Origin of the sequence: Pseudomonas sp. GM_Psu_1 (assembly GCF_026544185.1) — a bacterium.
Taxonomy (GTDB): Bacteria; Pseudomonadota; Gammaproteobacteria; order Pseudomonadales; family Pseudomonadaceae; genus Chryseomonas; species Chryseomonas oryzihabitans.
Map to the genome: position 1 here is coordinate 238,700 of NZ_JALNUX010000006.1, position 25,173 is coordinate 263,872.

Annotated in this window: 21 protein-coding genes; 13 read left to right on the plus strand and 8 right to left on the minus strand. The window is 68.9% G+C overall.

Annotated features, from left to right (window positions below; genetic code table 11):
- Positions 1-1,077, plus strand: a complete 1,077-nt coding sequence (modC, locus tag OXS31_RS12820) for a molybdenum ABC transporter ATP-binding protein (RefSeq protein ID WP_267399367.1) — start codon at positions 1-3, stop codon at positions 1,075-1,077.
- On the opposite strand, the gene OXS31_RS12825 is transcribed toward modC, so the two are convergent.
- The gene (locus OXS31_RS12825; RefSeq protein ID WP_267399368.1) at positions 1,069-1,995 is read right to left on the minus strand and encodes a LysR family transcriptional regulator; all 927 of its coding nucleotides are present in this window, start codon (positions 1,993-1,995) and stop codon (positions 1,069-1,071) included. The genes modC and OXS31_RS12825 overlap by 9 nt on opposite strands.
- Positions 1,996-2,133: 138 nt before the next feature.
- Here OXS31_RS12825 and OXS31_RS12830 point away from each other — a divergent pair, with 138 nt between their 5' ends.
- A complete protein-coding gene (locus OXS31_RS12830) occupies positions 2,134-3,051 on the plus strand; it encodes a DMT family transporter (protein ID WP_077171007.1) in 918 nt (305 codons plus the stop codon).
- Here the strand turns inward: OXS31_RS12830 and OXS31_RS12835 are convergent.
- On the minus strand, positions 3,017-3,949 hold the full coding sequence (locus OXS31_RS12835; protein ID WP_077171006.1) for an acetamidase/formamidase family protein: 933 nt from the start codon (positions 3,947-3,949) through the stop codon (positions 3,017-3,019). The two genes, OXS31_RS12830 and OXS31_RS12835, sit on opposite strands and share 35 nt — an antisense overlap.
- Positions 3,950-3,975: 26 nt before the next feature.
- The gene (locus OXS31_RS12840; protein ID WP_144947485.1) at positions 3,976-5,358 is read right to left on the minus strand and encodes an APC family permease; all 1,383 of its coding nucleotides are present in this window, start codon (positions 5,356-5,358) and stop codon (positions 3,976-3,978) included.
- A gap of 154 nt (positions 5,359-5,512) precedes the next feature.
- Between OXS31_RS12840 and OXS31_RS12845 the strand changes: the two genes are divergently transcribed.
- From OXS31_RS12845 to OXS31_RS12870, 6 genes are all read left to right on the plus strand, one after another.
- Entirely contained in the window at positions 5,513-6,277 is a 765-nt protein-coding gene (locus OXS31_RS12845; RefSeq protein ID WP_027602960.1) for a LuxR family transcriptional regulator, read from the plus strand.
- Between the two features lie 88 nt (positions 6,278-6,365).
- Positions 6,366-6,836: a nuclear transport factor 2 family protein gene (locus OXS31_RS12850; protein WP_027598449.1), complete on the plus strand. Its 471-nt coding sequence runs from the start codon at positions 6,366-6,368 to the stop codon at positions 6,834-6,836.
- Between the two features lie 72 nt (positions 6,837-6,908).
- Positions 6,909-7,814 (plus strand): LysR family transcriptional regulator, encoded by a 906-nt coding sequence (locus OXS31_RS12855; RefSeq protein ID WP_027602961.1) that lies wholly within the window; start codon positions 6,909-6,911, stop codon positions 7,812-7,814.
- 110 nt (positions 7,815-7,924) lie between these two features.
- Complete coding sequence (locus tag OXS31_RS12860) at positions 7,925-9,115, plus strand: CaiB/BaiF CoA-transferase family protein (protein WP_074584105.1); 1,191 nt, start codon at positions 7,925-7,927, stop codon at positions 9,113-9,115.
- Positions 9,112-10,038: a hydroxymethylglutaryl-CoA lyase gene (locus tag OXS31_RS12865; RefSeq protein ID WP_027598452.1), complete on the plus strand. Its 927-nt coding sequence runs from the start codon at positions 9,112-9,114 to the stop codon at positions 10,036-10,038. The genes OXS31_RS12860 and OXS31_RS12865 overlap by 4 nt, the downstream gene beginning before the upstream one ends.
- Positions 10,039-10,115: 77 nt before the next feature.
- Positions 10,116-11,501 (plus strand): MFS transporter, encoded by a 1,386-nt coding sequence (locus tag OXS31_RS12870; protein ID WP_145250341.1) that lies wholly within the window; start codon positions 10,116-10,118, stop codon positions 11,499-11,501.
- Positions 11,502-11,503: 2 nt separating this feature from the next.
- On the opposite strand, the gene OXS31_RS12875 is transcribed toward OXS31_RS12870, so the two are convergent.
- Positions 11,504-14,602 (minus strand): multidrug efflux RND transporter permease subunit, encoded by a 3,099-nt coding sequence (locus tag OXS31_RS12875; RefSeq protein WP_267399375.1) that lies wholly within the window; start codon positions 14,600-14,602, stop codon positions 11,504-11,506.
- Positions 14,602-15,744, minus strand: coding sequence for an efflux RND transporter periplasmic adaptor subunit (locus OXS31_RS12880; protein WP_042136738.1), 1,143 nt, complete (start codon positions 15,742-15,744; stop codon positions 14,602-14,604). Before OXS31_RS12880 ends, OXS31_RS12875 begins: the two co-directional genes overlap by 1 nt.
- A gap of 153 nt (positions 15,745-15,897) precedes the next feature.
- On the opposite strand from OXS31_RS12880, the gene OXS31_RS12885 reads away from it, so the two are divergent.
- Genes OXS31_RS12885 through glsB form a run of 3 tightly spaced genes read left to right on the plus strand, consistent with a single transcriptional unit; the run spans position 15,898 to position 18,898 of the window.
- The gene (locus tag OXS31_RS12885) at positions 15,898-16,590 is read left to right on the plus strand and encodes a response regulator transcription factor (RefSeq protein ID WP_267399557.1); all 693 of its coding nucleotides are present in this window, start codon (positions 15,898-15,900) and stop codon (positions 16,588-16,590) included.
- On the plus strand, positions 16,591-17,907 hold the full coding sequence (locus OXS31_RS12890; protein WP_150340637.1) for an ATP-binding protein: 1,317 nt from the start codon (positions 16,591-16,593) through the stop codon (positions 17,905-17,907).
- Positions 17,908-17,956: 49 nt separating this feature from the next.
- The gene (gene glsB, locus OXS31_RS12895; protein ID WP_267399377.1) at positions 17,957-18,898 is read left to right on the plus strand and encodes a glutaminase B; all 942 of its coding nucleotides are present in this window, start codon (positions 17,957-17,959) and stop codon (positions 18,896-18,898) included.
- Here the strand turns inward: glsB and OXS31_RS12900 are convergent.
- From OXS31_RS12900 to OXS31_RS12910, 3 genes are all read right to left on the minus strand, one after another.
- On the minus strand, positions 18,895-19,779 hold the full coding sequence (locus OXS31_RS12900) for a hypothetical protein (protein WP_267399378.1): 885 nt from the start codon (positions 19,777-19,779) through the stop codon (positions 18,895-18,897). The two genes, glsB and OXS31_RS12900, sit on opposite strands and share 4 nt — an antisense overlap.
- An 82-nt stretch (positions 19,780-19,861) precedes the next feature.
- Positions 19,862-21,301, minus strand: a complete 1,440-nt coding sequence (gene cls, locus OXS31_RS12905; RefSeq protein ID WP_007162696.1) for a cardiolipin synthase — start codon at positions 21,299-21,301, stop codon at positions 19,862-19,864.
- Positions 21,302-21,329: 28 nt separating this feature from the next.
- On the minus strand, positions 21,330-22,460 hold the full coding sequence (locus OXS31_RS12910; RefSeq protein WP_267399380.1) for a class I SAM-dependent methyltransferase: 1,131 nt from the start codon (positions 22,458-22,460) through the stop codon (positions 21,330-21,332).
- A 72-nt stretch (positions 22,461-22,532) separates the two neighbouring features.
- Here OXS31_RS12910 and OXS31_RS12915 point away from each other — a divergent pair, with 72 nt between their 5' ends.
- Entirely contained in the window at positions 22,533-23,309 is a 777-nt protein-coding gene (locus tag OXS31_RS12915) for a ferredoxin--NADP reductase (protein WP_027598461.1), read from the plus strand.
- A gap of 232 nt (positions 23,310-23,541) precedes the next feature.
- Positions 23,542-25,095, plus strand: a complete 1,554-nt coding sequence (locus OXS31_RS12920; RefSeq protein ID WP_027598462.1) for a TerC family protein — start codon at positions 23,542-23,544, stop codon at positions 25,093-25,095.
- Positions 25,096-25,173: the final 78 nt, after the last annotated feature.

Sequence of the window (25,173 nt, forward strand, 5' to 3'; positions counted from 1 at the left end):
ATGAGTCTGACGGCGAGATTCGAACTCTCACACCCGGACTTTACGCTGGACGTGGACCTCTCCCTGCCCGGCAGGGGCGTCACCGCGCTGTTCGGTCCCTCGGGTTCGGGCAAGACCAGTTGCCTGAGGTGCGTGGCCGGACTCGAGCCCGCCGCCCGTGGCCGCCTGGTGGTGGCGGAAGAGACCTGGCAGGACAGCGACCGCGGCCTGTTCCTGCCGCCGCACCGACGCGCCCTGGGCTACGTCTTCCAAGACGCCAATCTGTTCGAGCACCTGGACGTGCGCCGCAACCTGCTGTTCGGTTGGAAGCGGGTGGCGCCCGCCGCGCGTCGACTGGAACTGGAGCAGGTCGTCGAGTTGCTGGGCATCGAAGGACTGCTCGCGCGGATGCCGGCGCGCCTGTCCGGCGGCGAACGCCAGCGGGTCGGCATCGCCCGCGCGCTGCTGACCAGTCCGCGGCTGCTGCTGATGGACGAACCCCTGGCGGCGCTGGACGCCGAGCGCAAGGCCGAGATCCTGCCCTACCTGGAGCGCCTGACCCGGGAGCTGGCGCTGCCGATCCTCTATGTCAGCCATGCCCCCGACGAGGTGGCGCGGCTGGCCGATCACCTGGTGCTGCTGGAGCGGGGGCGGGTGCTGGCCAGTGGGCCGACCACCGAGGTACTGGCGCGCCTCGACCTGCCCATCGCCCTGGCCGACGACGCCGGGGTGGTGCTGGAAGGGCGGGTGCTCGGCCATGACCCGGACTACGGCCTGCTCAGCCTGGGGCTGGCGGGCGACCAGCGCGTGCTGCTGGCCCATGCCCCGCTGCCGCCCGGGCAGGCGCTGCGCATCAAGGTGCTGGCGCGGGATGTCAGCCTCAGCCTGGAGCGTCAGCACAGCAGTATCCTCAACGTACTGCCGGCCACCGTCGCCGAGATCGCCCCGACCCGTTCGCCGGCCCAGGTGCTCTTGCGCCTGGACCTGGGCGGCGCGGCGCTGCTGGCGCGGATCACCCGCTATTCGCTGGAGCGGCTGGCGTTGCAGCCGGGCAGCCGGGTGTGGGCGCAGCTCAAGTCGGTGGCGGTGCTAGCCTGAGCCTGGGGCTGAGCCGAGCCGCTCCAGCAGAAAGTCCACCAGCGCCCTGACCGCCGCCGGCAACTGGCGATCCGGCGGATAGAGCAGCCAGGCGGTGCCCTGGTAGGGGCCGAGGTATTGCCAGTCGGATAGCACCCGCCGCAGGCGGCCGTCGGCCAGACCGGCTTCGGCGGCGAAGGCCGGCAGGCAGGCGATGCCCAGGTCGGCGAGGGTGGCTTCCAGGCGCACGCCGCTGTGGTTGCAGGCCAGGCGGCCCCGCACCGTCACGCTTTCCACCCGGTCGCCGCGGCGCAGTTGCCAGCGCTGGTCGCCCGGGGTTTCGCCCAGGTAGAGGCAATCGTGCTCGGCCAGCGCCTGGGGCTGCTGCGGCGTGCCGCGGCGCCCGAGATAGGCCGGGCTGGCGCAGAGCACGAAGTCCATCTCGCGCAATGGCCGGGCGACGAAGCCGGCGGGTGGCTGCTCGGTGATGCGCACCAGCAGATCCTGATCGTCGGCGATGGGGTCCAGCGGACGATCGTCCAGGCGCAGTTGCAGATCCACCTCGGGATAGCGCTGGAAGAAGTCCGGCAACAGCGGAGATATCAGCCGGTAGCCGACCGCCTTGGGAACGGCAAGGCGCACCTGGCCGCGGGGCTCCTCGCGATGCTGCAGACCGCTGTCCAGCGCCGCGCCGGCGGCGGTCAGCAGCTGGCGGCAGTGGCCGAGCACCTCGCGGCCGGCCTCGCTCAGGCGCAGCTGACGGGTGGTGCGTTGCAGCAGGCGTACGCCCAGCTCCCGTTCCAGGCGGGCGACCTGGCGGCTGATCGCCGAGGGGGTGGCGTCCAGCAGCCGGGCGGCGGCGGTGAAGCTGCCGGTCTCCACCACCTTGGCGAAGGCGACCAGGCAGGGCAGCAGGGGGAGGGCGCGCACGAGATCCATGCCAAGTCCGTGGGAAGCAATGGGGCTGGAAAGACTGGCATTGCTTCCCTGGCGGAACAAGAGCTGTGCACGCGAACAGGCTTATCGCGCCTACCGCGAGACGGGCACACTGGCGGCCTGATCCAGGGAGAAGCCGTCATGTCGTCACGCCCCACCTTCGGCCTTGCCGAAGGCCTGTTGCTCGCCACCGCCCTGGTCTGGGGAACCAGCTACGCCGTGGTCAAGGACGCCGTGGTGCTCTATCCGGTGCTCGGCTATCTGGCGCTGCGCTTCTGTCTCACCGCAGCGCTGCTGCTGCCCACCCTGAGGGGCGAAGGCCGACGGGCCTGGCGGCCCGGGGTGCCGACCGGTCTGCTGCTATTGGCGATCTTTCTCGCCGAGACCTATGGCGTGGCCCTGACCAGCGCCAGCAACGCCGCCTTTCTCATCAGCCTGTGCGTGGCCCTGACGCCCTTCGCCGAATGGTGGCTGCTCGGCCAGCGCCCCGAGGCCCGTGCCCTGGGCGCCGCGGCCCTGGCGGTGGCGGGCGCCGGGCTGCTGACCCGTGGCGTGACCCTGAGCTTCAACCTGGGTGATGGCCTGATCCTGCTGGCAGCCGTATTGCGCGCGATCAATGTCTGCGTGGTGCGCCGGCGTCTGCAGCGGGCCAGTGCCCCGGTGCCGGCCCTGGCACTGACCGCGGTACAGACCGGGGTGGTCGGCCTGGCCTGCCTGCTGCTGTTCGCCCTCGGCCCGGGCCTGGCGCCGCTGCCCGTACAGCCAGGCTTCTGGCTGGCCACCGGCTACCTGGTGCTGTTCTGCACCCTGGGCGCCTTTCTCGCCCAGAACTTTGCCCTGAGCCGCACCAGCGCCACCCGCGTCGCCCTGCTGATGGGCGCCGAGCCGCTGTTCGGCGCGCTGTTCGCCAGCGTCTGGCTGGACGAACGCCTGGGCCTCTGGGGCTGGCTGGGCGGCCTGCTGATCGTCATCGCCTCGCTGTGGGGGACCTTGCCACGGCGGGCGCCGGACTATTCGGAACCAGCTATTCGAACACGATCCGCGGGAAGTAGAAGCTGACTACCCAGTTGGGTACGTCGACGATCTCGCTGATGCGCAGGTCGCCACACACCGAGCAGAGCAGATAGGCCTGTTCCGCCGGCAGGTTGCGGCTCTGCCCGAGCCAGTCGATGGCGCCGCTGACGGCCATGCGCGCCGCGGCCAGCAGGTCCGGTCCGACGCCGGTGAAGACCTCGTAGCCGGCGCCGTCCAGGTGGCGGGTGACCGGCCCCGGGGTGCTGAAGCGCGGCATGGCCAGCGGTTGCCCCTTGATCAGCTCGAAGGTGGCGGTGACCGCCATGGCCGTTTCGATGGCGGTGCCGCAGACCTCGCCATCGCCCTGGGCGGCATGGGTGTCGCCGATGGAAAACAGCGCCCCGGTGACCTCCACCGGCAGGTAGAGGCTGGTGCCGGCGGCCAGGTCGCGGATATCCAGATTGCCGCCCACCCGTCGCGGTGGCACCACCGAGTGCAGACCCGGCGCCGCGGGCGCCACCCCCAGGGTGCCGGCGAAGGGCTTGAGCGGGACCCGCGCCAGCTCGCCGAAGGCGGCCGGCGTCTGACCACTGCGGTCGTACTGCCAGAGTTGCAGCACCGGGTCCGGAAACTGGTCGGCGAGCAGGCCGAAGCCGGGGATGTTGGCGGTCCAGCCAAAGCCGCTGGGGGTGAAGCTGTCCAGCGTCACCTTGAGCACGTCGCCCGGCTCGGCACCGTCGATCCACAGCGGACCGCAGACCGGATTGACCCGCTCGAAGGGCAGGGTGGCGATGTCGGCGGCGCTGGAGTGGCCGTGGAAGTGGCCGTCCGCCGCGTCGCGGCAGGCAAAGCTGACCGTTTCGCCCGGCGCGACCTCCAGCGCCGGGGGGAGGCTGTGGTCCCAGCCGCAATGGCAGTGCTGGCTGTGCAGGGTCTTGATCATCTGAAGCCTCCGCGGCGGGTCTGTGCCTAATGGACGGCGTCGTTGGCCTTGAATTCCGTGGTCCGGCCGCTGAGCCTGAGGAAGGCCAGCACGGCCAGGCCCAGCACCATCCAGCAGCTGCCACCGACCTTGGCGTAGACGTCGGCGTTGAACAGCACATAGGCGAGGATGATGAAGCCGATCAGCGGGACCAGCGCATGGAGCAGCGGGCGACCGGCGCCGCGGTGATGCCAGGCCACTGCCACATGCAGGAGCAGGAAGGCGGTCAGCGCACCGAAGTTGCACATGGAGGCGAGCAGATTGATCTGGCCGACAAAGAACAGTCCCAGCACCAGACTCAGGGCCGCCACCAGCAGGATGGCGCGTTGCGGCACCCGGGTCGTGGGATGGATCTGCCGCAGGAACTGCGGCATCTGGCGATCACGGGCCATGGCGAACAGCAGGCGCGAGGTGGCGGCCTGGGCCACCAGGGCGTTGGCGATGGCGGCGCCGATGGCCACCGCCAGGGCGATCACCACCTGCAGCCAGGGGCCGGCGATCAGCCGACCGATCTCGTAGAAGGCGTTGTTGGAGGCGTCGGCATCGGGATACTGGATCAGGTTGGGTTGCAGCAGCGCGGCCAGCCAGGTCTGCACCATGAACAGCGCCGCCACTAGGGTCAGTGCTAGCAGGGTGGCGCGGCCCACCACGCGGCTGCCGCCGCGGGTTTCCTCGGAAAGGGTGGAGATGGCGTCGAAGCCGAGAAAGGACAGCACCGCCACCGACAGGGCGCTGAAGATCAGCGGCAGGGAGAATTCCTGAGGGTTGTACAGCGGCTTCAGGCTCCACTCGGCGCCGTTCACGCCGCGGCTGATGGCCAGCGACGCCAGCACCACGAACACTAGCAGCACCGCCAGCTGGCCATAGAGGAACAGCCGGTTGGCGCGGGCGGTGGTCTCGATGCCGCGCAGGTTGACCAGGGTGTTGAGGCCGACGAAGAAGAGGATCCACAGCGGCTGGGGAAGCGCCGGGATGACGTTGGCCATGGCGTTGGCGCCGATCACATAGAGCAGCGTGGGCACCAGCAGGTAGTCGAGCAGGATGGCCCAGCCGGCGAGAAAGCCCAGGGCTGGATGCAGGCCGCGGCCGACATAGGCGTAGACCGAACCGGCCACCGGGAAGGCGCGCGACATCTGCTGGTAGCTGACCGCGGTGAACAGCATGGCGACGAAGCCGATCAGGTAGGTGAGGGGCACCATGCCGTGGCTGGCATCGAACACCCCGCCAAAGATGGAAAAGGGCGCGATGGGCACCATGAACACCAGGCCGTAGATCAGCAGGTCCTTCAACCCGAGCTGGCGCCTGAGTTCCTGGGTGTAGCCGAAGCGGGCGAGGTCGGCGGCGTCGCCGGACGGAGCGTGCTGAGTCATGGGGGCTTCCTCGAAGGGGCGGGTTAGGCTCGACTCTAGGCCAGGGTGGGGCCTGGCCCCATCCGCAAAAGTGCTAGGTTTGCAGCAGTGCTGTCGCGACTGGCAGAACCTTTGCTTCGCGTTCCCCATCGCGATCCAGGGGAGGAGCTCCAAGATGCATGCCGATCTGCTTACCGTCAGCAGCCGCCTCGCCGGACTGCCCACGCTCGACGCCTGTCTGGATGCCGTCCAGGCCAGCGCCGACCACCTGGGGTGCAAGGCGCTGATCTACGACTATGCCCCGGTGCCCCTCAGTCACGAGGGCGTGCTCATCACCCCCTCGGTATTCAAGGTGCGCAACGCCCCGGCGGACATGCAGGCCTTCTGGTGCGAGCGCGGCTATTACCAGATCGACCCGGTGCAGCAATGCGCCAGTCGGCGCGCGGCGCCCTTCGTCTGGTCGTTTCGCAGCGAAACCCGCAGCGCCCTGCGCGAGTACCTGGGTGACAGTCACCGCCCGGTCACCTGCTATGTGCGTGACAGCGGCCTGGCCACCGGGGTGACGGTGCCGCTGCACCTGCCGGGCGGTGCCTTCGCCACCCTGACCGGCATCCTCGATGCCGATGCGCGGGACGCCGAGGCCGCCGGCGAAGCCTGCCTGGGCGCCTTCCTGGTGCTGGCCCATGCCTTCCAGGCCCGGGCCGACGAACTGCTCGCGCCGGCCGAACGCCGCTGCGGTCAGGTCCGCCTGACGCCGCGCGAGCGCGAATGCCTGCAGTACTCGGCCAAGGGCCTCACCGCCAAGCGCATCGCCGCGACCCTCAACCGCTCCACCGCCACGGTCAACCTGCACCTCAACTCCGCCGCCCGCAAACTGGGCGCGCGCAACCGGGTCGAGGCGGTGGTGCGGGGCTTGCACTATCGCCTGGTCGAGGTCTGAGCGACTTGGCCGGATCCGTGGGGTGATCGACCTTGTGACACCCGCGCTGCGGCCCGACACTGGGGCCTCATCTGCCTAGGAGTGTCCCATGAGCGCCGCCCGTCCTCCCGTCCCGCCCTTCACCCTCGAATCCGCCCGGCAAAAGGTCCGCGCCGCCGAAGACGGCTGGAACAGCCGCGATCCGGCCAAGGTGGCCCTGGCCTATACCGCCGACAGTCGCTGGCGCAATCGCAGCGATTTCCTCCAGGGCCGCGCCGCCATCGAGGCCTTTCTCACCCGCAAGTGGCAGCGCGAGCACGAGTACCGGCTGATCAAGGAACTCTGGGCCCATGACGGCGCGCGTATCGCCGTGCGCTTCGCCTACGAATGGCGGGACGAAGACGGCCAGTGGTACCGCGCCTACGGCAACGAGAACTGGCACTTCGACGACCAGGGCCTGATGGCCGAGCGTCACGCCAGCATCAACGACCTGCCGATCACCGAAGCCGAGCGGCTGTTTCATTGGCCCCAGGGGCGGCGCCCGGATGACCATCCCGGCCTGAGCGACCTGGGTCTCTAACCTGAGGCAGGTGGCTACCCCGGGCGCGCCGGGTCCTGTACAAGGACCTCTGGCCGCCTGGACCCCAAGACGATGCACTACCGCAACCTGCTCCGCCGCCTCGACCTGGTCTCGCTGCAGCTGCTGCTGGCGGTGCACGAGGAGGGCACCCTGACCCGCGCCGCCGAGCGCGAGATGATCGCCCTGTCCGCCGCCAGCAAGCGACTGCACGACCTGGAGCGCTCGCTCGACATCGAACTCTTCGAGCGCAACGCCAAGGGCACCACCCTCACCCCGGTCGGCGAGACGCTGCTGCATTACGCCAAGCGCATCCTCGCCGACGTCGAACGCATCAGCATCGATGTCGGCGAGCACCTGCAGGGCGTGCGCGGCTACGTGCGGATGATGGCCAACATCTCCGCCATCATCGAATTCCTCCCCGAGGACCTGCAGGCCTTCACCGTCGGCCATCCCCAGGTCAAGGTCAGCCTGGACGAACGACCCAGCGCCGGGGTGGTGAAGGGGGTGCTGGAAGGCGCTGCCGACCTGGGCATCTGCTCCTCGGACACCGATACCCGCGGCCTGCTGGCCGTGCCCTACCGGCAGGACACCCTAGTGGTGGTGATGCGTCCGGATCATCGCCTGGCCGCACGCCCGCGGCTGGCCTTCGCCGAGACCCTGGACGACGACCACGTCGGCCTGCACGCCGACAGCTTCATCAACCTGCGCACCAAGGCGGCCGCACGCAGTCACGGCAAGGCCCTGCGCCTGCGCATCCATGTGCCCGGCTTCGATGCCGTGTGCCGCATGGTGCAGGCGGGCTTCGGCCTGGGCGTGCTGCCGCTGCAGGCCTTCGAGCTCATCGGGCGACCGCTCGGACTGATCGCGGCGGCGCTGGATGACGACTGGTCCCAGCGCAGCCTGGCGCTGGTGGTGCGCGACGTCGAGTCGCTGTCGCCGGTCAGCCGGCTGCTCTACGACCACCTGCTGGACGTGTGAATCGGGTCTTCGCGATCTGCGAAGACCCCTTGCCGAAAGACGTTAACCACCGACTGCACTATTGTCCTAGCATCGGCCTCATTCCAATAACAAAGAGAGGCTAGCCCGCCATGACGGCTCTCACCGGACTCCGTGTCATCGAGATCGGCACGCTCATTGCCGCCCCCTTCGCCGCTCGGCTGATGGCCGAATTCGGCGCCGAGGTGATCAAGATCGAAGCCCTGGACAAGGGCGATCCCCTGCGCAAGTGGCGCAAGCTGCACGAGGGCACCTCGCTGTGGTGGTACCTGCAGTCGCGCAACAAGAAGTCCCTCGCCCTGAATCTGCGTTCCGCCGAAGGCGTGGCCCTGGTCAAGCAGCTGGTCGAGGGCGCCGACGTGCTCATCGAGAATCTGCGCCCGGGCGCCCTGGAAAAGCTCGGCCTCGGCTGGGACGTCCTGCACGCCCTCAATCCCAAGCTCACCCTGGTGCGCATCTCCGGCTACGGCCAGACCGGCCCCTATCGTGATCGCCCCGGCTTCGGTGCCATCGGCGAGGCCATGGGCGGCATCCGCTACACCACCGGTACCCCGGGCGTGCCGCCGGCGCGGGTCGGGGTCAGCCTCGGCGATTCCCTGGCCTCCATGCACGCGGTGATCGGCGCCCTGATGTCGGTGCTGCGGGTCAAGACCGGCCAGGGCGACGGCCAGGTGGTCGATGTCTCCCTGGTCGAGAGCGTGTTCAACGTCATGGAAAGCCTGGTGCCCGAATACTCCATGCTCGGCCATGTGCGCGAGCGCACCGGCGGGGCATTGCCGGGTATCGCGCCGTCCAACACCTATCCCACCGGCGATGGCGGTTTCGTGGTGATCGCCGGCAACAGCGATCCCATCTATGTCCGGCTGATGCAGGCCATCGGCCGTCCCGATCTGGCCGAGCGCCCGGACCTTGCGCAGAACGACGGGCGGGCCCGCCACTGCGAGCTGATCGACGAGGCCATCGCCGCCTGGACCGGCAGTCGCGGCATCGACGAGGTGCTGGAGATCCTCGAAGGCGCCGAGGTCCCGGCCGGCCGCATCTATTCGGCCGCCGACATCGTCGCCGATCCCCACTACCAGGCGCGAGACATGCTGCTGGATACCACGCTGCCCGACGGCGCCACCCTGAAGATGCCGGGCATCGTGCCCAAGCTGTCGGCCACTCCGGGCCAGGTCAACTGGCAGGGTCCGACCCTCGGTCAGCACACCGACGGCCTGCTGGCCGAACTGGGGCTGAGCGAAGCGGACATCCAGCGACTCAGGCAGGGCGGGGTGGTGCAATGAGTACCGAACGCCTGATCGTCCAGGAAGTCGCCCCCCGCGATGGCTTGCAGATCGAGCCGAGCTGGGTGGAAACCACCGACAAGATCGCTCTGATCGACGAGCTTTCGGCGCTGGGTTTCTCGCGGATCGAAGCCGGTTCCTTCGTCTCGCCCAAGGCGGTACCCATGCTGCGCGACGGCGAGGCGGTGTTCCAGGGCATCGCCCGCCGGCCCGGGGTGACCTACGTCGCCCTGGTGCCCAATCTCAAGGGCGCCCAGCGTGCCCTGGCGGCCGGCGCCGACGAGCTGAACCTGGTGCTCTCCGCCAGCCAGACCCACAACCGCGCCAACATGCGCATGAGTTGCGAGCAGTCCCTCGCCAGCTTCGCCGAGGTGGTGCAGCTGGCCAAGGGGCAGGCGGTCTCGCTCAACGGCACGGTGGCGACCACCTTCGGCTGCCCCTTCGAGGGGCGCATCGACGAAGGCTGGGTGTTCGAGCTGGTGCAGCGCTATCTGGCGCTGGGCATGACCGGCATCACCCTCGCCGACACCACCGGCATGGCCAATCCGCGGCAGGTCGCGCGGATCGTCCGCCAGGTGCTGGAACTGATTCCGGCGTCCGCCCTGACCCTGCATTTCCACAACACCCGCGGCCTCGGCCTGTGCAACGTGCTGGCGGCTTATGAAGCCGGCGCGCGCCGCTTCGACGCCGCCCTCGGCGGCCTCGGCGGCTGCCCCTTCGCGCCCGGTGCGTCCGGCAACATCTGCACCGAGGACCTGGTGAATCTCTGCGTGGAAACCGGAGTGGAGACCGGAATCGACCTGGAGCGGCTGATCGCGCTGTCGCGCACCCTGCCGGCGCTGCTCGGCCACGACACCCCCGGTCAGCTGGCCAAGGCCGGTCGCAACTGCGATCTGCATCCGCCGCCCGCCGCCACTGGCTGAGCCGCCCCCGTTTTCATTCGTTCGCCCTGACTACAACAACAAAGGAGCGCCAGCCTGGCCGCTCCCGGGAGACCGCTATGTCCTCATCCGCAACCTCCGCCGCCCTGGCGGCCACCGAACAGGCCATCGTCCGCAAGGTCGCCTGGCGGCTCATGCCGCTGATCATGGTCTGCTACCTGTTCGCCTTCTTCGATCGCATCAACATCAGCTTCGCCAAGTTCCAGCTGCAGGCCGACCTGTCGCTGAGCAACACCGCCTATGGCCTGGGCGCGGGACTCTTCGTGGTGGGCTATGTGCTGTTCGAGGTGCCCAGCAACATGATGCTGTACAAGGTCGGCGCCCGGCGCTGGATCGCCCGCATCATGATCTCCTGGGGCATCGCCACGGCGCTGATGATGTTCGTCACCGCCGAATGGCAGTTCTATGTGCTGCGCTTCCTGATCGGCGCCATGGAGGCCGGCTTCGCGCCGGGCATCCTCTACTACCTGACGCTGTGGTTTCCGCAGAGCTATCGCGGCCGCATCACCTCGACGCTATTTCTCGCCTCGGCCTTTGCCGGACTGATCGGCGCCCCGGTCTCGGGGGTGATCCTCGGGCAGATGGACGGTCTGCTCGGCATGCGCGGCTGGCACTGGCTGTTCCTGGTCGGTGGCATCCCCTGCGTGCTGTTGGGCGTGCTGGTGCTGCGCCTGCTGCATGACCGCATCGCCGATGCGCCCTGGCTCAACGCCGACGAGAAGACCTTCCTGGCCAGCCGCATCGCCCGCCATGAAAACAACAGCCACGGCTCGCTGCTGGCGGCGATCCGGCTGCCGGGCTTCCTGCTGCTCGCGGTGATCTACTTCCTGATCCAGGTCGCCTCCTATGGCCTCAATTTCTGGGCGCCGCAGCTGATCCGCAGCGCCGGTACCGAGAGTCCCACCCTCATCGGCCTGCTGACCGCCGTACCCTACGTCTTCGGCGCCATCACCATGGTGGTGGTGGGACGGCTGTCGGACGCCAGCGGCGAGCGGCGCAAGTTCGTCTGCGGCCTGGTGATCGCCGGCGCCCTGGGGTTCTTCAGCGCGGGACTCTTCGCCGACCACACCCTCTTCCTGATCCTGTCCCTGGCCCTGATGGGCGCCGGCATCATCGCCGCCATCCCGACCTTCTGGTCGCTGCCGCCGAAACTGCTGGCCGGCGCCGGCGCAGGCGCCGCGGGGGGCATCGCCCTGATCAACACCCTGGGGCAGGTCGGCGGTATCGTCAGTCCGGTGATGGTGGGCTACATCAAGGACCTGACCGGCAGCACCACCCCGGCGCTCTATCTCATCGGCTGCACCAGCCTGCTGGCCGCCGGCCTGATGTTCTGGGCGCTGCCGCAGAGCCTGCGGACCTCGGACAAGCTCGGCGCCCGCAAGCCCGAGCCCGCGCCGGTCGAGGACGCCGCGCTGCTGGGCGACAAGCGCCCCCACAACGCCTGAGGCTAACGGTCCGGCGCGCGCCAGCGCCGGACCAGCCGCAGCACCAGCACGAAGAACACCGGCACGAAGACCAGCGCCAGGGTGGCGCTGAGCATGCCGCCGATCACCCCGGTGCCCACCGCCTGCTGGCTCGCCGAGCTGGCCCCGGTGGCCAGGGCCAGAGGCACCACGCCGAGGATGAAGGCCAGCGAGGTCATGACGATGGGTCGCAGGCGCAGGCGGGCGGCGCGGCAGGTGGCCTGGTGCAGGTCCATGCCTTCGTCGTGCAGGCGCTTGGCGAATTCGATCAGCAGGATGGCGTTCTTCGCCGTGAGGCCGATCACCGTGATCAGGCCGACCTTGAAGAAGACGTCGTTGGGCATCCCCCTCAGGGTCACCGCCAGCACCGCGCCGAGCACCCCCAGGGGTACCACCAGCAGCACCGCGGTGGGAATCGACCAGCTCTCGTAGAGCGCTGCCAGGCAGAGGAACACCACCAGCAGCGACAGGCCCAGCAGCAGGGGCGCCTGGCCGGCGGAAAGGCGTTCCTGCAGCGACAGCGCCGTCCACTCCAGGGCGAAACCGCGCGGCAACTCGGCGGCCAGGCGCTCCAGTTCGGCCATGGCCTCGCCGGTGGTATGACCGGGCAGCGGTTCGCCGGCCAGGCTGATGGCGGGGTAGCCGTTGTAGCGCGACAACTGCGCCGGGCCCTGGGTCCAGTCGGCGCTGACGAAGGCGGACAGCGGCACCATGCGTCCGCGCTCGTTGCGTACCTCTAGGCGCAGCAGGTCGTCCACCTGGCTGCGGGTACCCAGGTCGGCCTGCACGATCACCTGCTGCATCCGGCCTCGATTGGGAAAGTCGTTGACGTAGCTGGAGCCCAGGGCCGTGCCCAGGGTCTCGCCGAGGGCGCTGAAACTCACTCCTAGCGCAGCGGCCTGGCGGCGATCCACCACCAGCTGCACCTGGGCGCTGTCGGCCAGGGCGGTCTCCCGCACGTAGGCGATGATCGGATTGCCCACCAGCCTGGCCTGCAACTCGTCCCGCGCGGCCTTGAGCGCCGCCTGACCGCGATTGGACCTGTCCTGCAGACGCACCTCGAAGCCGCTGGAGGTGCCCAGGCCTTCCACCGGCGGCGGCAGCACGGCGAAGCCCTGGGCCTCGCTCTCGCCCGCCAGGACGGTATTGGCCCGCTCGGCGATGGCCGCGGCGGAGTCGGCCGGGCCGCGGGCGGACCAGTCCTTGAGGGTGGTGAAGGCCAGGGCGGCGTTCTGGCCGCTGCCGGAAAAGCTGAAGCCGAGCAGCACGAGGTCGTTGGCCACCCCGGGTTCCGCGGCGTAATGGCGCTCCAGGCGCTCGAGCACCTTGAGGGTGCGCTCCTGGGTAGCGCCCGGCGGCAGCTGGATGTCGGTGATCAGATAGCCCTGGTCCTCGGTGGGCAGAAAGGCGCCGGGCAGGCGGCCATAGAGCGCCACCAGGGCCGCCAGCAGGACGGCGAACAGCAGGAGATTGGGCAGCAGTCGGCGGATGGCGCGGGCCACCCAGCCTTCGAAACCGCCGGTCAGGCGTTCGAAGCCCCGGTTGAAGGCGCCGAAGAAGCCGCCGCGGGCATGGGCGCCCTGGGCAATCGGCTTGAGCAGGGTGGCGCACAGCGCCGGGGTCAGGCTCAGGGCGAGAAAGGCGGACAAGAGGATGGCCACCGCCATGGACGCCGAGAACTGGCGATAGATGACGCCCACCGAACCGCTCATGAAGGCCATGGGCACGAAGACCGCGGTCAGCACCAGGGTGATGCCGACGATGGCGCCGGAGATCTCGCCCATGGCCTTGCGCGTGGCGGCGCGCGGATCGAGTCCTTCCGTGGCCATGAGGCGCTCGACGTTCTCCACCACCACGATGGCGTCGTCCACCAGGATACCGATGGCCAGCACCATGCCGAACAGGGTCAGCACATTGATCGAATAGCCCAGCGCCAGGAGCACGGCGCAGGTGCCCAGCAGCGCCACCGGCACCATCAGGGTCGGGATCAGGGTGTAGCGCAGATTCTGCAGGAACAGGTACATCACCGCGAACACCAGCGCCATGGCCTCCAGCAGGGTGTGGATGACCTGGGTGATGGAGATCTCGACGAAGGGCGCCGTGTCGTAGGGGATGTCGTACTTCATCCCCGGCGGAAAGTACCGGGACAACTCGGCCAGCTTGGCGCGCACCGCCTTGGCGGTGGCCAGGGCATTGGCGGTGGGTGCCAGCTGCACGCCGACCGCCACCGAGGGCTTGCCGTCCAGCCGGGTGCCGAAGTTGTAGCTCTGGCTGCCCACCTCGACCCGGGCGACATCGCCCAGGGTCACGCTGGAGCCATCGGCCCCGGCGCGCAGCAGGATGCCGGCGAATTCGGCCGGGTCGCTGAGCTGGCCCTTGATCAGCACCGGCGCGGTCAGCTCCTGACCCACGGGGGCGGGCAATTCGCCGAGACTGCCGGCCGCCACCTGGACGTTCTGCTCGGCGATGGCGCGGGTCACGTCGGCCGGGGTCAGGCCGACCGCCACCAGGCGACTGGGATCGAGCCAGACGCGCAGGGCGTGCTCGGCGCCAAACAGCTGGGCCTTGCCCACCCCGTCCAGCCGGCGCAGTTCGTTGACCACGTTGCGCGCCAGGTAGTCGCTCAGGGCGGTGGTGTCGAGGCGCGCGTCGGTGGCGGTGAGGGTGACGAACAGCAGGTAGCCGGCGGAAGTCTCCTCGATCTGGATGCCCTGCTGGGTGACCGCCCGCGGCAGGCGCGGCTCCACCACCTTGAGGCGATTCTGGATGTCCACCTTGGCCAGCTCCGGATCGGTGCCGGGCTGGAAGGTCACGGTCAGGGTGGCGCTGCCCTGGCTGCTGCTGGACGAGAAGTAGAGCAGGTGATTGACGCCATTGAGTTCCTGCTCGACCAGGCTGACCACGCTCTCGTCCAGGGTCTGCGGCGAGGCGCCCGGATAGCTCAGGGTCAATTCGATCTGCGGCGGCGCCACGTTGGGGTACTGGGCCACCGGCAACTGCGGCAGGGCCAGCAGGCCGGCGAGCAGGATGAACAGCGCCACCACCCAGGCGAACACCGGGCGGTCGATGAAGAAATTGGCCATCAGCGCGCCTCCGCCGGGGCGGCCTGGGGTTCCACCACCAGGCCCGGCTGCGCCTGTTGCAGGCCCGAGAGCAGTACCCGCTCACCAGCGGCCAGGCCGGATTCCACCACCCAGCGACCGTCCACCACCGGTCCCAGGCGCACCTCGCGCAGGGCGAGCCGGTCTTCGGCATCCACCACCCAGACCTGGGCCTGGCCGCCGGCGCTGCGCTGCACCGCCCGTTGCGCCACGCTCAGACCCTGGTCGAGCCGTGCCTGCTCCAGGCGCACCCGCACGAAGCTGCCCGGCAGGAGTTCGCGCCGTGGATTGGGAAACTGGCTGCGCAAGGTGATCTGGCCGGTGCTGGCGTCCACCGCCAGATCGGCGAATAGCAGGCGGCCGCTCTCCGGGTAGGGGCTGCCGTCTTCCTGCAGCAGGGTGACCCGCGCCTGGTCCGGCGCCACCTGCTGCAGTCGGCCGTCGTTGAGGGCATCTCGCAGCGCCTTGAGCTGGCGGGTCGACTGGGTGACGTCGGCATGGATGGGGTCCAGCTGCTGGATGATCGCCAGCGGCGTGGCATCGCCCTGGCCGACCAGGGCGCCTTCGCTGACCAGGGCCTTGCCGATGCGCCCGGCGATGGGCGCGGTGACCGTGGCATAGCCCAGATTCAGTCGCGCCCGCTTGAGCGCCGCCTGGGCGGCCGCCACCTCGGCCTGCGCCTGCAGACTGGCACCCTGGGCATCGTCCTGCGCCTGACGACTGATCGCCTCGCTCTCCACCAGTGCCGCATAGCGCTCGGCCAGGCGGCGGGCCTGGAAGGCGCTGGCCTCGGCCTTGCGCAGGGCGGCCGCGGCGCTGTCCACCTCGGCCTGCAGCGGCGCCGGATCGATACGGAACAGCACCGCGCCGGCCTTGACCTCGCTGCCCTCGTGAAACACCCGCTGCAGCACGATGCCGGCGACCCGCGCCCGTACCTCGGCGGTCCGCGGCGCCACCAGGCGGCCACTGAGTTCGCTGGCGATGGCCAGGGGCGAGGGGTGCAGCGTCTCCACCTGCACCCTGGGCGCGGGCGGGGTGGCGGCTTCCGGGGCCGGACGGTCGCAGGCGGCGAGCAGCAGGCAGAGCAGCGCGAGGCTGCCGAGGTCAGGGCGGGGCAGGGACATCGGGGCTTCCTCCAGGAGAGCGCCATGGTAGGCGTCCCGCTCGGGCCTCCCTGTAAACGTCTGTAGGTCTCTTGTGAAAGAGTGTTAAGCCCCGCGCCCGCCTGCCCGGGGCTCGGCTATGCTCGGCACTTTCCACCGCGAAGACCTGCCGTGATCCCCTTGCTCATCGTCGAAGACGACACCGCCCTGGCCGAGCTCATCGCCACCTACCTGGGCCGTCAGGGCTATGCCGTGACGGTGATCGGTCGCGGCGACGAAGCCCTGGCCGCGGTGCAGCGCCTGCGCCCGCACCTGGTGGTGCTCGACGTCATGCTGCCGGGGCTGGACGGCCTGCAGGTCTGCCGTCAGCTGCGCGCCGCCCAGCCAGGCCTGCCGATCCTGATGCTCACGGCTCTGGACGACAGCCACGACCAGGTGCTGGGCCTGGAGATCGGCGCCGACGACTACGTCAGCAAGCCCTGCGAACCGCGGGTGCTGCTGGCACGCATCCGCACCCTGCTGCGCCGCTGCCAGCTGGGTGAGGCACCCGCCGATGACCGCCTCACTATCGGCCAGCTGCGGCTGCTGCCGGGTGAACGCCAGATCTGGTGGCGCGACCAGCTGGTGGAACTGTCCTCCACCGAATTCAACCTGCTGGCGATCCTCATGCGCCATGCCGGCGAGGTGCTCAGCCGCGACCAGCTGATCCAGCAATTGCGCGGCATCGAATTCAACGGCGTCGATCGCTCGGTGGACGTGGCCATCTCCAAGCTGCGCCGGCGCTTCGAAGAGCACCCCGGCGACGCCCGGCGGATCAAGACCGTCTGGGGCAAGGGCTATCTCCTTTCCCGCGCCGAGTGGGAATAGATGCTCAAGATCCTCGTCCGCCTCTACCTCATCCTGCTAGTGACCTATGGCGCCGCCAGCTACCTGGTGCCCGAGGCGCTGCTGCAGGTGTTCTACGAGCGCTACAGTCGCTACACCCTCGAGCAACTGCACGGCCCGCTCAGCCTGGTGCAGCGCACCTTCAACCAGGCGCCGCCGGCGCGCTGGCCAGCCCTGCAGGAGGAGTTGGCCGCGGAGCTGGCGCCCATCAGCCTGCGTCTGGTCCCGCTTGAGGATCCGGCCCTCACCCCGGAGGAGCGCGCCGACCTGGCCGCTGGCCAGCGGCGGGTACGCCTGGGCGACTATGGCGAACCCAGCGCTGCCCTGGTGCCGCTGCCGACGGATCAGGTGCTCTGGGTCGGCATCCCCGAGGCGCCCACCGACATCGCCCTGACCTACTGGGCCATGAACGCCCTGATCGGCGCGGCCCTGCTGGTCTGCCTCTATGTCTGGCTGCGACCGCACTGGCGCGACCTGGAGCGGCTGCGGCGTACCGCGGCGCGCCTGGGCAAGGGCCATCTGGGCGAGCGAACGGCCATCTCGCCGCGCTCGGACATCGGCGAGGTGGCGCGGGCCTTCGATGACATGGCCCAGGAACTGGAGGCGCTGATCGTCCAGCAGCGCGACCTGCTCAACGCCGTCTCCCATGAATTGCGCACGCCGCTGTCACGCCTGGAATTCGGCCTGGCGCTGTTGCAGGCCGATCCGCTGCCCGCCGAGACCCACCGTCAGCTGGAACAACTGGTGCGCCACGTCCGCGAACTGGATGCCCTGGTCGACGAATTGCTGTCCTTTGCCCGCCTGCAGAGCAGCCAGCAGCCGCCCGAACGCCTGAGCCTGGAACTCGAAGCCTTTCTCGACAGCGTGCTGGCCGACTTCGCCGAAGAGCAGGAGCGCCGCGGCGTCGTGATGCACCTGGACCTGACGCAGGCGCCCAGGCGGGCCGAACTGGCGCCACGCCTCACCGCCCGCGCCCTGCAGAATCTCGTCGGCAACGCCCTGCGTTATTGCCAGCGCGAGGTCTGGGTAGCGGTCCGTGGCGACGGCGACGCGTTGCTGATCGCCGTCGAGGATGACGGCGAGGGGATTCCCGCGGCGGAGCGCGAGCGGGTTTTCGAACCCTTCTATCGCCTGGATCGCAGTCGCGACCGCGCCACCGGCGGCTTCGGCCTGGGCCTGGCCATCAGCCGGCGCGCGGTGGAAAACCAGGGTGGCCGGCTGGACCTGAGCGCCGGTGCCCAGGGTGGCGCTCGATTCGAGATCCGCCTGCCATTGCCGCCGCGCCTGGGGCTCGCCTGAGGCCGCCGTGGCCCCTACACTTGGCGCTCCCGCCCGTTTCGGAATCGTCATGGCAGAGCCCTTCGACCGCCACCAGCTGCAACCCCTGCTCGACCGTATCGCCGCCGCCGCGCCGCGCCATTTCGGCGAAGGCGAGGTGGCCGACTACATCCCGGCCCTGGCCGAGGTGGCGCCGGATCAGTTCGGCATCGCCGTCTGCGACGTCAACGGCCAGGTGTGGCGCGCCGGGGCGGCCGACACGGCCTTTTCCATCCAGTCCATCTCCAAGGTGCTCAACCTGGTGATCGCCATGCAGCGCCTGGACGAGGCGGATATCTGGACCCGCGTCGGCCGCGAGCCCTCCGGCCATGCCTTCAACTCCATGGCCCAGCTGGAAGAAGAGAAGGGCGTGCCGCGCAATCCCTTCATCAACGCCGGCGCCGTGCAGGTCTGCGAATTGCTGGTGTCGCGCATCATGTCGATCCACTGGATGATGCGCGAACAGGCGCGCCGTCTGGCCGGCAATCCGACGCTCAACTTCGACGACCGCGTGGCCCGCTCGGAGATGGACCACAAGGCGCGCAACGCCGCTCTGGCCTATCTGATGAAGGCCTACGGCAATCTGCACAGCGAGGTCGATGACGTCCTCGACGTCTATTTCCACGGCTGCGCCCTGGCCATGAGCTGCGTCGACGTGGCTCGCGCCTTCGCCTTTCTCGCCAACGGCGGCATCAATCCCCAGGATGGCCAGGCCGTGGTGACGCCCCAGCAGACCCGCCAGCTCAATGCGCTGCTGCTGACCTGCGGCCTCTACGATGCGGCCGGCGACTTCGCCTGGCGCGTCGGCCTGCCGGGCAAGAGTGGGGTAGGGGGCGGCATCGTCGCCATCGTGCCGGGACAGATGAGCATCTGCGTCTGGTCGCCCCGGCTGGACAGCTACGGCAACTCGGTGGCCGGCCTGCGTTCTCTAGAGACCCTGGTGGAAGGGCTGGGCGTGGCGCCGCTCGGCTAGTAGGCCATGGACAGGTTGAGGGTCACCTGGGGCACCACGCCGTCGGTCTCGCCCTCCGGACCGCTCAACTCGCGCAGGGCGCCGTCTCGATAGAGCGCCAGGGCTTCGGCGCGAGCGCTCCAGCGCGTCTCGCCCCAGCGAAAGGGCTGCTCCAGCGCCAGCCCGGTGCGGGCATAGAGGCGATCGCCGGAATCCGGTCCATAGAAGCCGTTCCACCCCACCCCCAGGGCACTGGGGAAACTCAGGCGCAGGCCGCCCGCCGAGAGGTCCAATCCGGGTTCCAGGCTGCCCTGGGTGTAGAGACCGCTGTCACCCTGGGTGCGGGTGGTCACCGCCAGTCCCGGACGCCAGGCACCCAGGCCCGACTCGGCCTGGTAGGCCAGGGTCAGGCTGGCCTCTTGCGTGGTGGCGGCGACATCGTTGGGACTACTCTTGACCGTGTAGACGAAGCCGACCCTCAGGCCCTCGGCCGGTGACACCACCAGGCCCAGCAGGTTGTTGCTCTCGTACCAGCGCCGCGGGCTGACCCGTTCCTCGCTGGACGGGCTGTGCAGGCCGTTGCTGCTGCTGAACACCAGCCAGGCATCGGCACTGCCGTCGCTTCCCTGGTGCAGATCCAGGGCGAAGCCCGCCTGCAGGTGCAAGGGGACGCGGTCGAGGCTGGCCGCGTCGTCATCGTAGTTGCCGCGGGAAAAGTCGCCGTTGCGCACGTCCGTGCCCAGTTGCGGATGGAAGCGCCCGGAGTTTTCGCTGACCTCCACGCTGCCCAGGGCGGCGTCTTCGCTTTCGATGGACGGCACGCTACGCGGCGCGGCGGTGGCCTCCAGGGCCAGACAGCCCGCCAGCAGACCGGCGCAACGCAGGGGCGAGGGGCACGACATGGCGACTCCGGGATGCGCGGGGCGCTCCGGGTGAGGCGCCATGGGGCATCGGACCAGGCCGCCGCCGAGCGGGTTCCAGGCCCTAGAGTACCGGCGAAAACACCCGGGCCACCCGCATGGCCACCCGCCGCCAGCGGCGCAGGGCGGCATTGTCCTCGGGGGTGAGTTCGCGGGAGCGACTGAAGTCCTGCTCCAGCATCTTGCGCACCTCCCAGGCGAAGGGGACGTCCATCACCATCACCATGACCTCGAAGTTGAGGCGGAAGGAACGGTTGTCCAGGTTGGCGCTGCCCACCGCGGCCACGTCTTCGTCGATCAGCACCACCTTCTGGTGCAGGAAGCCCGGGCCGTAGCGGAACACCCGCACCCCGGCATGCACCGCTTCGAAGGCATAGAGGTAGGAGGCGGCATAGACCACCTTGTGGTCGGGTCGCGAGGGCAGCAGGATGCGCACGTCCACCCCGCGCAGGGCGGCCAGGCGCAGGGCCGCCGAAACGGCTTCGTCGGGGATGAAGTAGGGCGTGGTGATCCAGACGCGGTGGCGCGCCGAGTGGATGGCCTCGACAAAGAACAGCGAGCAGGTCTCCTGATCGTCCGCCGGCCCGCTGGGCACCACCTGGCAGAGCACGCCGCCTTCTTCGTAGCGTTCCGGCAGCAGCAGGGTGGGCAGCTTTCTGGTCACCCAGTACCAGTCCTGGGCAAAGGTCTCCTGCAGGGTGGCCAGGGCCGGACCGCGCAATTCCAGGTGGGTGTCGCGCCAGGGCGCCAGGGGCGGCTTGAGACCCATGTATTCGTCGCCGACGTTGAGCCCGCCGGTAAAGCCCACCTCGCCATCGACGATGACGATCTTGCGATGGTTGCGGAAGTTGACCTGGAACCTGTTGATCAGCCCGCGACGGTTGCTGAAGCCCTTCACCTCGCAACCGGCTTCGCGCAGCTTTTCCACATAGGCGCGCGGCAGGGCATGGCTGCCGATGGCGTCGTACAGCAGAAAGACCTGGACCCCGGCGCGGGCGCGGTCCAGCAGGGTGTTCTGCAGGGCCAGGCCGAGGGCGTCGTCGTGGATGATGAAGAACTGCACCAGCACCACCTTTTGCGCCCCGCGGATGGCCGCGAGGATGGCGGCGAAGGTCTCCTCGCCGTTGATCAGCAGGCGCACCTGGTTGTTGGCCACGCAGGGCGTGCCGGTGAGGGCGGTCATGGCCTTGAGCTTGCGATTGGCCGCGCTGCACTGCTGGGCGGCCATGGCCTCGGCGATCCAGGGCCGCCAGTCCAGTTCGGCGGCCTGGCGCGCCATCTCTTCGTCGGCCTGACGCCGCGCCTTCACATAGCTGTCGAAGCGCCGCCGGCCGAATACCAGATAGGGAATCAGGCTGAGGAAGGGCATGAACACCAGCGCCATGGCCCAGGCCATGGCGCCCTGGGCGGTACGCACCGTGATGATGGCGTGGATCGCCGCGCTGATGCCGATCAGTTCGAGGACCAGGGCGATGTAGTGGAGATCGAGGGGCAGGGAAGGCACGCGGGCAGCTCTCGCTCCTGGGTGGATGTCAGAGGGGTTGGACCGCCCTGAGCACCACGAATTTCGGCGTGGCCGCGATCTGTTCGACACGCCCGAACAGCCGCTTGAGCTTGACGTGATAACCCAGGTGGCGATTGCCCACCAGCCAGAGTTCGCCCTGCTCGGTCAGCGCCGCCCGCGCCTGCTGGAACATGCGCCAGGCGAGGAAGTCGCCCACCACCTGCTGCTGGTGAAAGGGCGGATTGCACAGGATCAACTCCAGCGACCGCGGCGGCTGGTCGGCCAGGCCGTCGGCCGCGCGGATCGCCACCGGTCGCTCGCCGAAGGCCGCGCTCCAGTTCTCTCGCGCCGACTGCACCGCCATGTAGGACTCGTCCACCAGGGTGAATTGCGCCTCCGGATTGGCCAGGGCGCAGGCCAGCGCCAGCACGCCGTTGCCGCAACCGAGATCGGCCACCCGCGCCTGGCCCAGGCCCTGGGGCAGGTGAGGCAGGAAGGCACGGGTGCCGATATCCAGGCCCTCGCGGCAGAAGACATTGGCATGGTTGACCAGGGTCAGTGGCGGCGCATCCAGGCGATAGCGACTCGGGTAGGGCGAGGCCACCGCCGGTCGTGCCTCGGGCGTGGCGAACAGCAACCGCGCCTTCTTTACCGCCAGCGAAGCCTGCACCGGGCCGATATGCCGCTCCAGCAGGTCGCCGGCGGCGCGGGGTAGGTGCTTGAGCATGCCGGCGGCGATCACCCGGGCACCTGGCGCCAGCTGGCCGTGCAGGCGGATCAGTTGCTCTTCCAGCAACGCCAGGGTCTTGGGCACCCGCACCAGCACCAGATCGAAGGGACCGCTGATCGCCTCGCTGGCTGGGACGAAGGTTACCGCCTCGGCGGCGAGGCCGTTGCGCGCCAGGTTGGCCGCCAGCGCCAGGGCCGCCAGGTGCGAGTCGCCACTGGAGGTCACCTGGGCATGAGCGGCGAGACTGGCGGCCAGGGCGCCGAAGCCGTCGTTGAGCACCAGCACCCGGGCGGACGGGGCCAGGCCGTCCTCGGCGACCTGCTGCAGCAGGTATTCGTCGGCGGCGTCGAAGGCCTGCAGGGGATCGTCGCGGCGCGGGGGCTGACGGTCGAGTTCGAGGGTGGCGAAGGGCGAGACGAGAGAAGGCATGGTTTCTGTCGGTGTTTATCGGCGGCTCACTGCGGGACAATGGCGCCAAGCAATCGGGAAAAAGAGGCCAGTATGACCGCCACCGAAGACAAGTTCACCCGCGAGACGATCACCGCCGTCTGGCCCTGGAGCGACAACCTCTTCAGCCTGAGGACCACCCGCGATCCGCGCTATCGCTTTCGCGCCGGCCAGTTCGCCCGGCTGGGCGTGCGCAAGGCCGATGGCGACATCGTCTGGCGGGCCTACTCCATGGTCTCGGCGCCCCACGACGACTTCCTCGAATTCTTTTCCATCGTGGTGCCGGGTGGCGCCTTCACCAGCGAACTGAGCCGCCTACGCGAGGGCGACGAACTGCTGGTGGAAAAGCAGCCCTATGGCTATCTCACCCTGGAGCGCTTCGGCGGCGGTCGCGATCTCTGGCTGCTGGCCACCGGCACGGGCCTCGCGCCCTTCCTGTCGATGCTGCAGGAGCCCGATACCTGGGAGCGCTTCGAGCGCATCGTGCTGGTCTACAGCGTGCGCGAAGCTCGCGATCTGGCCTACCAGGAGGTCATCCGCGGTTACGGCGAGGTGGAGCACCTCGAAGGTCTCACCGACCGCCTGGTCTATGTCCCCGTGGTCACCCGCGAGGATCACCCCGGCGCCCTGCGTGGCCGCATCACCACCCTGATCGAGAACGGCGAGCTGGAACGCGCCGCCGGCGTCGAACTCTCGCCCGAGCACTCGCGCATCCTCATCTGCGGCAATCCGGAGATGGTCGACGACACCCGCCAGCTGCTCAAGACCCGCGATCTACAGCTGGCCCTGAGTCGCCGACCCGGGCAGGTGGCGGTGGAAAACTACTGGTAACAGGGGCCACCACCGGCGTCTTTACGTTTTCTTCACAATTGGAAAAGGTTGGGCCTTTAGCTTTGGCCCCACCTTGCTCTAGGATCGGAATTTCCAAGGCTACTTTCCGAGTCCCGATGAGCAGTGACAGATCCGAGCCGCCCCCGGCCCCCAGGCCAGGTGCGGCTGACACCCCCTACCGTCTTTCTTCCTCCGCGGCCGTTCGGCCCTCTATCGCGGAGGCATCCCGCTAATGGAATGGATCGCCGATCCCACCGCCTGGTTGGGACTCCTCACCCTGATCGTCCTGGAAATCGTCCTGGGCATCGACAACCTGGTGTTCATCGCCATCCTCGCCGACAAGCTGCCGCCCGCGCAGCGTGACAAGGCACGGGTGATCGGCCTGTCGCTGGCGCTGATCATGCGTCTGGGCCTCTTGGCCAGCATCTCCTGGATGGTGACCCTCACCGAGCCGCTGTTCGAGGTCTTCGGCAAGGCCTTCTCCGGCCGTGACCTCATCATGCTGTTCGGCGGTATCTTCCTGCTGTTCAAGGCCACCACCGAGTTGCACGAACGCATCGAGGGCCACACCCACAAGACCGGTGGCAATCGCGCCTACGCGGCCTTCTGGCCGGTGGTCGCGCAGATCGTGGTGCTTGACGCCGTGTTCTCGCTGGACGCCGTCATCACCGCCGTGGGCATGGTCGAGCACCTGAGCGTGATGATGATCGCCGTGATCATCTCCATCGGTCTGATGCTGGTGGCGAGCAAGCCGTTGACCGCCTTCGTCAACGCCCACCCCACGGTGATCATGCTGTGCCTGGGCTTCCTGATGATGATCGGTCTGAGCCTGACCGCCGAAGGCCTGGGCTTCCACATTCCCAAGGGCTACCTCTATGCCGCCATCGGCTTCTCGATCCTCATCGAGCTGGCCAACCAGGTGGTGCGCTGGAAGCGCAAGCGCCAGTTGCACGAGCGGCTCGGCATGCGCGAGCGGACCTCCCAGGCCGTGCTGCGGCTGCTGGGCGGTCGCCTGCGCGAAGACGAGGTGGACGAGGACATCGCCGAGCTGATGGAAGGCGAGAAGGGCGAGGGCCCGGTCTTCGATCGCCGCGAGCGCCTGATGATCAGCGGCGTGCTGCAACTGGGCGAGCGCCCGGTGCGCACGGTGATGACCGCCCGCGCCGACGTCGACATCCTCGATGCCGACGCCGCCCCGGAACGGCTGCGCGAGCAATTGCTGGCCTCGGCCCACTCGCGCCTGCCGCTGGTGGTCAACGGCAACATCGACGAACCCCTGGGCTATGTGCACAAGAAGGAGCTGTTCGCCGACATCCTGCAAGGCCAGTCGCCGGATCTGCGTGCCCGGGTGCGCACCCCCATCCACCTGCCGGCCCAGGCCACGGTACTGGGCGCTCTGGAACAGCTGCGCGCCGCCTCGACCCACGTGGCCTTCGTGGTCAATGAATTCGGTGGTTTCGAAGGCCTGTTGACCCTGACCGACATCCTCGAGGCCATCGCCGGCGAATTGCCGGACGCCAGCGAGGAGAGCCTGCCGGAACTGGAAAAGGTGGAGAACGGCTATCGCGCCAGCGGCGGCCTGAATCTGCATCCCCTGGCCCAGCGCACCGGTTTCCAGATCGCCGAAAACGAGGACTACCAGACCCTTGGCGGCCTGGTGGTGGACCTGCTGGGACGCCTGCCGGTGGCCGGTGATCGCCTGGAATACCAGGGCTGGCAGTTGACCGTGGAATCGGTCAAGGATCGGCGGATCGGCTGGATCCGCCTGGAGCGGCCCGCCTCCTAGCGAGGCGGGCGTTCTGTAAGCCTGTTCAAAGGCTGCGAGCTAGAGTCAAACAAGGCGAAAATGGCTGAGGAAGCGGAG

Excerpts from the sequence above, each read along its gene's own strand:
- modC (WP_267399367.1), top strand. The coding sequence starts at position 1 with ATGAGTCTGACGGCGAGATTCGAACTCTCACACCCGGACTTTACGCTG.
- OXS31_RS12825 (WP_267399368.1), bottom strand. The coding sequence starts at position 1,995 with ATGGATCTCGTGCGCGCCCTCCCCCTGCTGCCCTGCCTGGTCGCCTTC.
- OXS31_RS12830 (WP_077171007.1), top strand. The coding sequence starts at position 2,134 with ATGTCGTCACGCCCCACCTTCGGCCTTGCCGAAGGCCTGTTGCTCGCC.
- OXS31_RS12835 (WP_077171006.1), bottom strand. The coding sequence starts at position 3,949 with ATGATCAAGACCCTGCACAGCCAGCACTGCCATTGCGGCTGGGACCAC.
- OXS31_RS12840 (WP_144947485.1), bottom strand. The coding sequence starts at position 5,358 with ATGACTCAGCACGCTCCGTCCGGCGACGCCGCCGACCTCGCCCGCTTC.
- OXS31_RS12845 (WP_027602960.1), top strand. The coding sequence starts at position 5,513 with ATGCATGCCGATCTGCTTACCGTCAGCAGCCGCCTCGCCGGACTGCCC.
- OXS31_RS12850 (WP_027598449.1), top strand. The coding sequence starts at position 6,366 with ATGAGCGCCGCCCGTCCTCCCGTCCCGCCCTTCACCCTCGAATCCGCC.
- OXS31_RS12855 (WP_027602961.1), top strand. The coding sequence starts at position 6,909 with ATGCACTACCGCAACCTGCTCCGCCGCCTCGACCTGGTCTCGCTGCAG.
- OXS31_RS12860 (WP_074584105.1), top strand. The coding sequence starts at position 7,925 with ATGACGGCTCTCACCGGACTCCGTGTCATCGAGATCGGCACGCTCATT.
- OXS31_RS12865 (WP_027598452.1), top strand. The coding sequence starts at position 9,112 with ATGAGTACCGAACGCCTGATCGTCCAGGAAGTCGCCCCCCGCGATGGC.
- OXS31_RS12870 (WP_145250341.1), top strand. The coding sequence starts at position 10,116 with ATGTCCTCATCCGCAACCTCCGCCGCCCTGGCGGCCACCGAACAGGCC.
- OXS31_RS12875 (WP_267399375.1), bottom strand. The coding sequence starts at position 14,602 with ATGGCCAATTTCTTCATCGACCGCCCGGTGTTCGCCTGGGTGGTGGCG.
- OXS31_RS12880 (WP_042136738.1), bottom strand. The coding sequence starts at position 15,744 with ATGTCCCTGCCCCGCCCTGACCTCGGCAGCCTCGCGCTGCTCTGCCTG.
- OXS31_RS12890 (WP_150340637.1), top strand. The coding sequence starts at position 16,591 with ATGCTCAAGATCCTCGTCCGCCTCTACCTCATCCTGCTAGTGACCTAT.
- glsB (WP_267399377.1), top strand. The coding sequence starts at position 17,957 with ATGGCAGAGCCCTTCGACCGCCACCAGCTGCAACCCCTGCTCGACCGT.
- OXS31_RS12900 (WP_267399378.1), bottom strand. The coding sequence starts at position 19,779 with ATGTCGTGCCCCTCGCCCCTGCGTTGCGCCGGTCTGCTGGCGGGCTGT.
- OXS31_RS12910 (WP_267399380.1), bottom strand. The coding sequence starts at position 22,460 with ATGCCTTCTCTCGTCTCGCCCTTCGCCACCCTCGAACTCGACCGTCAG.
- OXS31_RS12915 (WP_027598461.1), top strand. The coding sequence starts at position 22,533 with ATGACCGCCACCGAAGACAAGTTCACCCGCGAGACGATCACCGCCGTC.
- OXS31_RS12920 (WP_027598462.1), top strand. The coding sequence starts at position 23,542 with ATGGAATGGATCGCCGATCCCACCGCCTGGTTGGGACTCCTCACCCTG.